The organism is Belnapia sp. (genome assembly GCF_059504005.1).
In genome coordinates this window covers 26296-37207 of sequence record NZ_JCACHU010000057.1, presented here as the reverse complement: position 1 = coordinate 37207, position 10912 = coordinate 26296, and the positions used below count along the sequence as shown (strand labels likewise).

General features: G+C 70.9%; 7 protein-coding genes. 1 reads left to right on the top strand and 6 read right to left on the bottom strand.

Translation table 11 applies throughout. The features are described from left to right. Window positions 1-58 precede the first annotated feature (58 nt). The 5 genes from AC5JJ1_RS09915 to allE form a co-directional block, all read right to left on the bottom strand. A complete protein-coding gene (locus tag AC5JJ1_RS09915) occupies window positions 59-3244 on the bottom strand; it encodes an efflux RND transporter permease subunit (RefSeq protein WP_495784958.1) in 3186 nt (1061 codons plus the stop codon). Then, the gene (locus AC5JJ1_RS09910) at window positions 3241-4428 is read right to left on the bottom strand and encodes an efflux RND transporter periplasmic adaptor subunit (protein WP_495784957.1); all 1188 of its coding nucleotides are present in this window, start codon (window positions 4426-4428) and stop codon (window positions 3241-3243) included. The genes AC5JJ1_RS09915 and AC5JJ1_RS09910 overlap by 4 nt, the downstream gene beginning before the upstream one ends. Window positions 4429-4544: 116 nt before the next feature. Further along, the gene (locus tag AC5JJ1_RS09905) at window positions 4545-5540 is read right to left on the bottom strand and encodes an alpha/beta fold hydrolase (RefSeq protein ID WP_495784956.1); all 996 of its coding nucleotides are present in this window, start codon (window positions 5538-5540) and stop codon (window positions 4545-4547) included. Further along, on the bottom strand, window positions 5537-6397 hold the full coding sequence (locus tag AC5JJ1_RS09900) for a fatty acid desaturase (RefSeq protein WP_495784955.1): 861 nt from the start codon (window positions 6395-6397) through the stop codon (window positions 5537-5539). Before AC5JJ1_RS09900 ends, AC5JJ1_RS09905 begins: the two co-directional genes overlap by 4 nt. Before the next feature lie 26 nt (window positions 6398-6423). Further along, on the bottom strand, window positions 6424-7191 hold the full coding sequence (gene allE, locus AC5JJ1_RS09895) for a (S)-ureidoglycine aminohydrolase (RefSeq protein WP_495784954.1): 768 nt from the start codon (window positions 7189-7191) through the stop codon (window positions 6424-6426). Window positions 7192-7379: 188 nt separating this feature from the next. On the opposite strand from allE, the gene AC5JJ1_RS09890 reads away from it, so the two are divergent. Then, window positions 7380-9050 carry an L-lactate permease gene (locus tag AC5JJ1_RS09890; protein ID WP_495784953.1) on the top strand — a complete coding sequence of 557 codons (1671 nt, stop codon included), beginning with the start codon at window positions 7380-7382 and terminating at the stop codon, window positions 9048-9050. On the opposite strand, the gene AC5JJ1_RS09885 is transcribed toward AC5JJ1_RS09890, so the two are convergent. Further along, complete coding sequence (locus AC5JJ1_RS09885) at window positions 9051-10805, bottom strand: thiamine pyrophosphate-dependent enzyme (protein WP_495784952.1); 1755 nt, start codon at window positions 10803-10805, stop codon at window positions 9051-9053. It abuts the gene before it with no gap. Window positions 10806-10912 lie beyond the last annotated feature (107 nt).

Sequence of the window (10912 nt, the reverse complement as noted above, 5' to 3'; positions counted from 1 at the left end):
GCGAAGCTCCCAGGCAGATCAGTGGGTTGCGAGTTATTCAGGGTCGACTACTGAGCGCTCAGGCCGGCAGCCGCGGCCGGCGGCGCTGGCGCGTCATCTGCCGCAGCTTGGAGCGGCGGGGGCCCACGATGCGCCGGATCACCATGTAGAAGACCGGGGTGAAGAGCAGGCCGAAGGCCGTCACCCCGATCATGCCGAAGAACACGGCGGAGCCGACCGCGCGGCGCATCTCCGCCCCCGCCCCGCTGGCGATGACGAGCGGCAGCACGCCGAGGATGAAGGCGAGCGAGGTCATCAGGATGGCGCGCAGCCTGAGCCGGCAGGCCTCGACCACGGCATCGATCGGGCTGACGCCCTCATCCTCGCGCTGCTGGGCGAATTCGACGATGAGGATGGCGTTCTTCGCGGCCAGCCCGACCAGCACGACGAAGCCGATCTGCGTCAGGATGTTGACGTCCTGCCCGAGCGCGCGGATGCCGAGCGTCGAGGTCAGCAGGCACATCGGCACGATGAGGATGACGGCGAAGGGCAGGCTCCAGGACCCGTACTGCGCCGCCAGCACCAGGTAGACGAAGAGCACGCAGAGCGGGAAGACCAGCAGGCCGGCATTGCCGCTCTGGGTCTGCTCGTAGGAGAGGTCGGTCCATTCGAAGCCGATGCCGTCGGGCAGGGTGCGGCGGGCCAGGCGCTCGATCGCGGCGATGGCGGCGGCGGAGCCGGTGCCGGGCAGGATCTCGCCCGCGATCTCGGCCGCCGGGTAGAGGTTGTAGCGCGGCACGCGCTGCGGCCCGGTGATGTCGCGCAAGGTCATCACATTGGCCAGCGGCACCATGTTGCCGTCGGCATTGCGGGTGAAGAGGCGCGAGAGGTCGCTCGCCTCGCGCCGGAATTCCGGCGAGCCCTGGGCGACGACGCGCCAGTTGCGGCCATAGGCGGTGAAGTCGTTCACGTAGGAGGAGCCGAGCAGCGTCTCGATGCTCTGGCTGAGGCGCGCGACGGGCACGCCGAGCATCTCGATCCGGCTGCGGTCGATGTCGACGGCGACCAGCGGCGCATCGATGCGGAAGGGCGTGTAGACCCCGCCGAGGCCGGGCACGCGGCGGAGCGTGGCGACGAAATCCTCCGCCGCGGCGGCGAGCACGGCGGTGCCGCGGCCGGTGCGGTCCTCGAGGCGGAGGGCGAAGCCGGCACCGCTGCCGAGGCCGGGCACGGCGGGCGGCGGGATGACCAGCACCGTCGCCTCGTCCAGCACGGCGAGGCGGCGGCGCAGCTCGCGGAGGATGCCGTCCGCGGTGATGCCATGCGGCAGCCGCTCGTCCCAGGGGGCGAAGACGGGGGTCAGCAGCCCCTGGTTGCTGCCGGCCGTGTTGGTGGCGCCCGAGATGCCGGACAGGGCGGAGACGCTGGCGATGCCGGGGATGTCGCGGGCGATGGCGGCGGCGCGCTCGACCACGGCGGTGGTGCGGGAGAGGGACGCGCCGCCCGGCAGCTCGATGGAGACAACGGCATAGCCGCGGTCCTGCGCCGGGACGAAGCCCTGCGGCGCCGTCACCAGCAGGAACCCCGCGCCCCCGATCAGCAGCGCATAGAGGGCGAGCATCGGCAGGGCGTAGCCGACGAGGCGGCGGGTCAGCGCGCCATAGGCCTCGGCCAGCCGGTCGAAGCCGCGGTTGAAGCCGTCGAGCAGGGCGGTGACCAGGCGGCGCAGCGGGCTGGGCCGGAGCACGGTCTTCGGCGCGTGGGGGCGGAGGATCAGCGAGGCGAGCGCCGGGCTGAGGGTGAGGGAGCAGAAGCAGGAAAGCGCCGTCGCCACCGAGATGGTGATGGCGAATTGCCGGAAGAAGCGGCCGGTGATGCCGTCGAGGAAGGTGGTCGGGACGAAGACCGCGCAGAGCACGAGGGCGATCGAGACCAGCGCGCCGCCGACCTCGAGCATGGTGCGCTCCGCCGCCGCCTCGGGCGAGGGCTCGTCGACCAGGTGGCGCTCGACATTCTCGACGACGACGATGGCGTCGTCCACCACGATGCCGACGGCGAGCACCAGGCCGAACAGCGTCAGGGTGTTGAGGGTGAAGCCGAGCACGATCATCACGCCGAAGGTGCCGATCAGCGAGACCGGGATGGCGAGGATCGGGATCATCGCCGCCCGCCAGTTCTGCAGGAAGAGCAGCACGACGAGCACGACGAGGATGACGGCCTCGCCGATCGTCTGCGCCAGCTCGTGCACGCTCTCGGCCACGAAGCGCGTCGGGTCGTAGGCGATCTCCGCCTTGATCCCGGCGGGGAAGGTCTGGGTAAGCTCGTCGAGCTGCTCGCGGATCAGCCGCGCCGTGTCGAGCGCGTTGGAGCCGGGGCGCTGGGTGATGGCGAGCGCCACGGCGGGGCGGCCCTGGAGCGTGCTGCCGGTGGTGTAGGAGGCGGCGCCGATTTCGACATGACCAACGTCGCGCAGCCGCAGCAGCCGACCGTCGGCGCCGGCGCGGACGACGATGCGCTCGAACTCCGCCGGGTCGTCGAGCCGGCCGCGGAAGACGAGGTTGGGCTGGAAGGCCTGGTCGGACACCGGCGGCTCGGCGACCTGGCCGCCGGCGACCTCGGCATTCTGCGCCTGGATGGCGGCGACCACGTCCTCGGCGATGATGCCGTTCGCCATCATCCGCCCGGGGTCGAGCCAGACGCGCATGGCGTAGTCGCGGGCGCCCTGCATGTCGATGTCGCCGATGCCGTCGATGCGCAGCAGCTGGTCCCGCACCTGGCGGAGGGCGAAGTTGGAGACGTAGAGCTGGTCGTAGGAAGCATCGGGCGAGGTGACGAAGATGATCATCAACCTGTCGGTCGCGATCTTCCGCGTGGTGACGCCCCAGCGCCGCACCTCCTCCGGCAGGCGCGGCAGGGCGGTGGAGACCGCGCCCTGGACCAGGATCTGCGCCCGGTCCGGGTCCGTGCCGAGGCGGAAGGTGACGGTCAGCGTCATCCGCCCGTCGGCCGTCGACTGCGAGGACATGTAGAGCATGCCCTCGGTGCCGTTCACCTCCTGCTCGATCGGCGTGGCGACGGTATCGGCCACGACCTGGGCGGAGGCGCCGGGGTAGTTGGTGGCGACGACGACGGTCGGCGGCGCGACATCCGGATATTCGGAGATCGGCAGCGAGAGCATCGACAGCCCGCCGACGATCAGCAGCACCAGCGAGAGGACGCAGGCCAGGACCGGCTGGCGGACCGAGACGACGCCGATATTGCTCAATTGCTGGGCTCCGCCGGCGGGCCTGCTTCGGACCTGGCCTGGACCGGGGAGGGTCGCAGCGGCACCACCATCTGCCCGGCCCGGGCGCGGGTGAGGCCGGTGACGGCCACCTCCTCATCGCCCTGCAGGCCGCTGCGGATGACGCGAAGCCCGTCATGCAGGGGCCCGAGCTGCACCTGGCGCATCTGCAGGGTGTTGTCGGGCGCCAGCACATAGACCACGCGGCGCGACTGGTCCGTGGTGACCGCGGCATCGGGGACCAGCAGCGCCTGGTAGGGGGCCGAGGCGACCAGCCGGATGCGGGCGAAGACGCCCGGCAGCAGCAGGTCGCGCGGGTTGGCGAAGCGGGCGCGGATGCGGATGGTGCCGGTGCTGGCATCCGCCTCATTGTCGACGAAGACGACGCGGCCGGTGCGGGGGAAGCCGGTCTCGTCCGCCAGCGCCAGCTGCACCGGGTTCGCCATGTCGCGCGAGGAGGGGCGGCCGCCGCTCTCGGCGAGGCGCGCGTAGCGCAGCGCCGCGGCCTGGTCGATGTCGAAGCTGACATCGATCGGATCCATGGTGACGATGACGGCGAGGAGGGTGGCGCTGCTGCCCTCGCCGCCGGCGACGAGGTTGCCGGGGCTGACCAGGTGGCGGCCGATGCGGCCCGAGATCGGTGCGCGGATCTCGGTGAATTCGAGGTCAAGCCGGGCGCGCTGCAGGGCGGCCTCGGCCTGGGTGACGGCGGCGCGGGCGGCCTCCAGCGCCTGGGCGCGCTGGTCGAGGCTGGCCTCGGAGCCGGCGCGGTACTGCAGCAGGTTGCCGGCGCGGGTGAATTCCCGGTCGGCGAGAATCACCTGGGAGCGGGCGGCGGCGAGCCGCGCCTCGGCGTCGGTGATGGCGGTCTCGAAGGGGCGGCGGTCGATGCGGAAGAGCGGGTCGCCGCGGCGGACGACCTGGCCGTCGTTGAAGGCGATGCTGTCGAGGTAGCCGCTGACCCGGGCGCGGATCTCGACCCGCTCGACGGGGACGAGGCGGCCGGTGAACTCGTCCCAGTCGGTGACCTCCCGGCGCATCGGCGGCATGACGGAGACGGTGGGCGGGGTGTCGGCGGCGGTGACCTCCTCCTCGTGGCTGTCGCAGCCGGCGAGGAGGGCAAGGGCGAGGAGGGCGTGCGGCAACCACGCCCGCTGGCGGGCCATGGATCTGGCGTCGCGGTTTCCACTCGTCATTCAAAGCCTCCGGCGGGCGGAGCATAGCCACGGAATCGGCCTGATGGCTTCCCTCTTTTACGCCGGAGTTCTGAATTCATCCGTGCTCAGGCGTCGAGCAGGGCGCGGACCTCGGCCTTGATGAAGGCGGCGTCCCCCGGGTTAGGCCCCGGGTTGCCGGCGCGGTGGCCCCAGATGCTGGGAATGACGGCGAGGCGGCCGTGCTTCAGGTGGGGCAGCTCCGCCTCGTTGTCGGCGACGCGGAAGTAAAGGTCGGTGGCCGAGGGCATCAGCAGCACGCGGGCCTCGATCCGGGCCAGCGCCGCGGCCAGGTCGCCGCCATCGGCGATGTCGCCGGCATCCCAGGTGCGGAGCTGGGCGAGCAGGTCGGCGGCGGCACGGCGTGCGAAGCGCTCCTCCCAGTCGGTGCGGAGGAAGGTCTCGAGGTCGGGGGCGCCGAGGGCGGTGAGGTGGAGGTTGGCGCGGTAGAAATCCTGGCTGAGCGCCCAGGCCGCATAGACCCGGCCGAAGGCGCGGAGCGCGGCCTTGGGCTCCGCTTTGAACTGGCCCCGTCCGTCATGTTCGGGCGCGGCCTCCAGCACCGCCATCTGGCTGCGGAGGAAGACCTGGTTGTGGACAGCGGTGCGGGCGCTGCCGCAATTCACCACGATGCGCGATACTGCCTCGGGGAAGGCAGCGGCCCAGTGATAGGCCTGCTGCGCGCCCATCGACCAGCCATAGACGGCATGCAGGCGCTCGATGCCGAAGACCTCGCGCAGCAGCCGGCGCTGGGCGCGGACATTGTCCCAGGCCGTCACCAGCCCCGGCCAGGCCGGGCAGTTGGAGGGCGAGGTGGACAGCCCGTTGGTGAACATGTTGGGGATGACGATGAACCACCGGGTCGGGTCGAGGATGCCGGCCGGCCCGATCAGCCACTCGAGGTCGGGGTGCTGCGCGCCGTAGCTCGTCGGGTAGAGGACGACGTTGTCGCGCGCGGCGTTCAGCGCGCCATGCGTCTTCCAGACGATCCTCGCATCCGGCAGCACCCCGCCGCGATGCAGCGGCAGGTCGCCGAGCGCGAAGGCGCCCTCCGCCGCGGTCATACCCGCAGCGTCTTCAGGTGCTCGGCATGCCAGCGCGCATAGCCGGGATGGAGATGGGCGAGCCGGTCGCGCAGCACGGCATGCGCCTCGCCCAGGCGGTGGAAGGGGATGAAGGGGTAGAGGTGGTGCTCCGCGTGGAAGGGCATGTTCCACATCAGCAGGCGCATCAGCGGCGTGGTCAGCATGGTGCGCGTGTTGGTCAGCCCGTTGCGGTCCATCGAGCAGCCGGTGTGCTCGGTGAAGAGGTAGAGGCGCAGCAAGGGCTGGCCGAGGAGCTGCGGCAGGATCCAGAAGAGGACGGGCGCCTCCCACCCGAAGACCAGGCCGGACAGCAGGGCGAGGCCCGCCACCGTCGCCACCATCGCCCGCATGCTGCGGACGACCCGGGGCGCCGTCGCCGGATTGATGAAGGAATAGGCGGACAGGTCGCCGCGCAGCCCGTCCCAGAGGTTGCGGGCGCGGCTGCGCCAATAGGGGATGGCGAGCATCTTCACGATGAAGGCGGGCAGCCGGGTCGGCGGCGGCGGCGTCAGCTCCGGGTCCTTCTCGGGGTCCTGGGTGTGGCGATGATGGGCCAGGTGGAATTGCTGGTAGAAATGCCAGTTGAACAGCGAGAGCGCACCGGCCGGCCAGCCGACCAGCGCGTTCAGCCGGCGGTTGGCGAAGGCGGTGTGGTGCACCGTCTCGTGCAGCGGGGCGAAGAGCGCGGCCTGGGCGATGCCGAGCAGCAGCACCGCGGGCGCCTTCCACCAGCCCGGCAGCAGCACCACCAGCACCCCCGCGCCGACCAGCAGGACCAGATGGATCGCGAGCTGGCGCAGCCCCTTGGCATCGGAGCGCGTCGAGAGGTGCATCATCGTGGAAGGGGCAGGCGCCTGCATGGCTAGAACACGACCTCTCGGTTGACGTCCTTGTAGAGCAGATAGGCCGCGCCGCCCCAGCCGGTGCAGTAGAACTGCTGCGGGACGAAGGGGCCCATCCAGATGAAGTCCCCCTCCCAAATTTCGTGCCAGTCGCGGTCGAGCAGCTGCAGGCCTTGGCCCTCCAGCATCAGCAGCCCATGCTCGAAGATATGGGTCTCGACGCAGTGGAAATGGGTGCCGCGGTCGAAGCCCATGATGTTCATCTCGAAATCCATGGACATGTCGAGCGTGCCCAGCAGGTATTGCCGCCAGCGCCCGCTGTCGTCGACGCGGGTGACCGGCGTCCTCTCCCGCGTGCCGAAGCGGGGGCTCGGCGGGGCGATGCCCTCGGCTGGGACATAGGGGCGGGTGATCCAGACCGCCTTCGCCAATTCTGCCCCGTTGTTGCGCAGGCTCCACGTCGCCCCGGCCGGGATATAGGCGAAGCCGCCCGGCTCCAGGCTGGCGCTGGCCTGGTCGGCGGCGACGTCGAGCGTGCCGGCGAGGAGGTAGAGGAAATGCTCCAGCCCGTCCTGCCGCGGCGCGGCGGTGCCGCCGCCCGGCTCGGCCTCGAGCCGCCCCTGCGCGAAGCGGGCGCCCATCTTCGGGCTGGTCTGGTAGAAGACGGAGGCCTGGGTCAGCCAGGGCAGGACACTCGGGAACATCCCCTCCGGCGGCAGCACGGCATAGTTGCGGGTGACGAGGCTGCGGTTGTGGCCGATGACGCCGGGCGGGACGAAGGCTGGCATGGGGCGGATGGCTCCAGTGAGGCGCGGCGTCCATCTGTTCCACATCGCGATCCGCGGCGCAAAGCCCTCCGTCACGGCAAGGCCACGCGCGCGGAGGTGATGTTGCCGCCCCCAGGGCTCTGGGCCATTCATGCCCGCCCCGGCCATCGCGCCGTCATACGTCCCGAAAGCGATACGGAACCGTCTGAATGACCTGGACCCAGGTTTACGACCCCTTGGGCAACATCGCCCTGTCCACCGCCTTTGCCGCCCTCCCCGTCGTCGTCATGCTGGTCTCGCTCGCCTTCCTCCGCATCGCCGCGCATTGGGCGGCGATCGTCGCCCTTGTCGTCGCCGTGCTCTGCGCCTCCATCGTCTTCGGCATGCCGGGCGGGATGGCCGTGCGGGCGGCGGGCCTCGGCATCCTCTCCGGCCTCTTCCCGATCGGCTGGATCGTCCTGAACATCATCTTCCTTTACCGGCTGACGGTGGCGAATGGCAGCTTCGCCATCCTGCAGAAGGCGATCGCCGGGGTGACGCCGGACCGGCGGCTGCAGCTGCTGCTGATCGCCTTCGCCTTCGGCGCCTTCTTCGAAGGGGCGGCGGGCTTCGGCACGCCGGTCGCGGTGACGGCGGCGATCCTGATGGGCCTCGGCTTCTCGCCGCTCGCCGCCTCCGGCCTGTCGCTGATCGCCAACACCGCGCCGGTTGCCTTCGGGGCGCTCGCCTCGCCGGTGATCGCGCTCTCGGCGGTGACGGGGCTCGACCTCTATGACCTCTCTGCGATGATCGGGCGGCAGCTGCCCTTCTTCAGCCTGATCGTGCCTTTCTGGCTGATCTGGGCCTTTGCCGGCTTCCGCGCGATGCGGGATGTCTGGCCGGCCATCCTCGTCACCGGCGTCAGCTTCGCCGTGCCGCAATTCCTGGTCAGCAACTATATCGGGCCGATGCTGGTCGACGTGATCTCGGCGCTGGTCTGCATGGGCTGCCTGGTCGGCTTCCTCCGCGTCTGGCAGCCGCGCGAGGTCTGGACCAACCCGAGCCTCCGCGGCGCCGACCCGAGCGCGGGCGCGGCGCCGGCCGTCGCGCCGCTCGGCGACGCGCCGCTCGACCGCGCGGCGCTGGTCAGGGCCTGGATGCCCTGGCTGATCCTCACCGTCTTCGTCTTCGCCTGGGGCCTGCCCGGCGTCAGGTCGGCGCTGAACGGCATCTTCACCACCAGCTTCCCGATCGGGGGGCTGCACAACGCCGTCGTCAAGGCGCCGCCGGTCGTCGAGCGGGCGACGCCGGAGGCCGCGGTCTGGGCCTTCAACATCCTCTCGATGACGGGCACGGGCATCCTGTTCTCGGCGATCGTCGCGGGGCTGCTGATGCGCTTCTCGCCCTTTGGGCTGATCGCCGAGTATGGGCGGACGATCTGGAAGGTGCGGCTCAGCCTCGTCACCATCGGCGCCATGCTCGGCCTCGGGACGCTGACACGCTATTCGGGGCTCGATGCGACCATGGGCCTCGCCTTCGCCTCGACCGGCTTCCTCTTCCCGCTCTTCGGGACGATGCTCGGCTGGCTCGGCGTGGCGCTGACGGGGTCGGACACCGCCTCCAACGTGCTGTTCGGCGGCTTGCAGAAGATCACCGCGCAGCAGCTCGGCCTCTCGCCGGTGCTGATGGCGGCGGCCAATTCCTCGGGCGGCGTGATGGGCAAGATGATCGATGCGCAGAGCATCGTCGTCGCCTCCACCGCGACCAACTGGTTCGGGCAGGAGGGGACGATCCTGCGCTTCGTCTTCCTCCACTCGATCTGCCTGGCGGTGCTGGTCGGCCTGCTGGTGATGCTGCAGGCCTATGTCTGGCCCTTCACCGCGATGGTGGTGGGCGGCTAGCTAGCCGCCCATCATGGAGCGCGAGGGCTCGCGCTCCAGCGCCTGCCGGATCTCGGCAGCGCCCTTGGTGCCCTCGTCCAGCGCCTGCTCCAGGTGCTCGGCATAGGCCTCGGAGACCACGGCGGGCAGCAGCGGCTCGTTCTGGTCGACGATGGCCTGGATGATGACGGGGCCCTCCACCGCCATCGCCTGGTCCAGCACCGTGTCGAGCTGCGCCGGATTCTCCACGGTGAAGCCGCGGGCCCCCATTGCCTCGGCCGCCTTGGCAAAGTCGATCGCCGGCACCTCGCAGCCGAATTCCGGGTTGCCGAGGAAGAGGAGCTGCTCCCACTTGATCTGGCCGAGCGCGCCGTTGCGCAGCACCAGCAGCTTGAGCGGCAGCTTCATGGCGACGGCGGTGGCGAACTCGCCGAGCTGCATGGACAGCCCGCCATCGCCAATGACGCCGAAGATCGGCCGCCCGGGAAAGGCGCAGCCGGCGGCCACCGCATAGGGGATGGCGCAGGCCATGCTGGCGAGCAGGCCGGAGACGCCGAAGTCATGCCCCGGGCCGAACCGCATATGCCGCGCGACCAGGCCGGTATGATGGCCGCTATCGGCTACCACCACCGCATCGGCCGGCAGCCGCGCGCCGAAGGCGGCGACCGGGGCGGAGGGGTTCATCGGCAGGCGCGGGCTGGTCTCGGCGGCGCGAAGCGTTTCGGTCCAGCGACGCGTCTCGGCCCGGGCGCGTTCAAGGAAGCTGCGGTCCTCCTTGCGCCGGAGCCGGGCATTCAGCATCTCGAGCGCCGCCCTGGCATCGCCGACCAGCCCCACCTCGGCCGCCTGGCGCAGGCCGATGCGCTGCGGGTCGCGGTCGATCTGCACGATGCGCGCCTGGCCGGGCTTCGGGTAGTATTCGACATAGGGGAAGGTGGAGCCGACGATCAGCAGCGCATCGCATTCCGCCATCGCCGCATGGGTGCCGAAGGTGCCGTAATAGCCGATGCTGCCGGTGGTGTAGGGGTGGTCGTCCGGCAGCACCGCCTTGCCGAGCAGCGCCTTCGCCACCGGGGCGCCGAGCAGCTGCGCCGCCTGCTCCAGCTCCGCCTTCGCGCCGAGGGCGCCGCGGCCGGCGAGGATGGCGACGCGCTGCGCGCCGTTCAGGATCTCGGCCGCCCTGGCCACCGCGTCCTGGTCGGGCAGCAGCAGCCCGTCCTGCCAGTTCCGGCCGCTCGACTGCGCGGCGCCGCGCGGGGAGGGCTTGTCCTCCGCCTGCTCCTGCACGTCGGTCGCCAGGGCGAGATGCGCGACGCCGCGGCGGGCGAGCGCCGTGCGGCAGGCGAGGTCGGTGAGCTTCTCCGCATGTGCCGCGCCCATGACGCGGGCGTTGTAGACGGCGACATCGGCGAAGACGCGGTCGAGCGGGACGTCCTGCTGGGTGAAGGTATCAGCCAGGTCGTGATAGGGCAGGCCGGTCAGCGCCACCACCGGGGCTAGGTCGAGCTTGGCGTCGTAGAGCCCGTTCAGCAGATGGAGGCCGCCCGGGCCCGTGGTGGCGAAGCAGCAGCCGATCCTGCCGGTCCATTTCGCGTAAGCCGCGGCCATGAAGGCGGCACTCTCCTCATGCCGGACGGCGACGAAGCGGATGCGGTCCTGGCGGGTGCGGAGCGCCTCCACCACGCCGTTGATGCCGTCCCCAGCCAGGCCGAAGATGGTGTCGACCCCCCAGGCATGCAGCGTATCGACGACGATCTCGCTGGCGTTCTGCGGCATGGGGCGGCCCTTTCCTGCTCGCCGCGGAACGTGGCCGGGTTGCCGCGGTTCCGGCCCCGGCCTAGTCTCCGGCCAAGCACGCCGCCTCGCTCATCGGCTTCCACCCT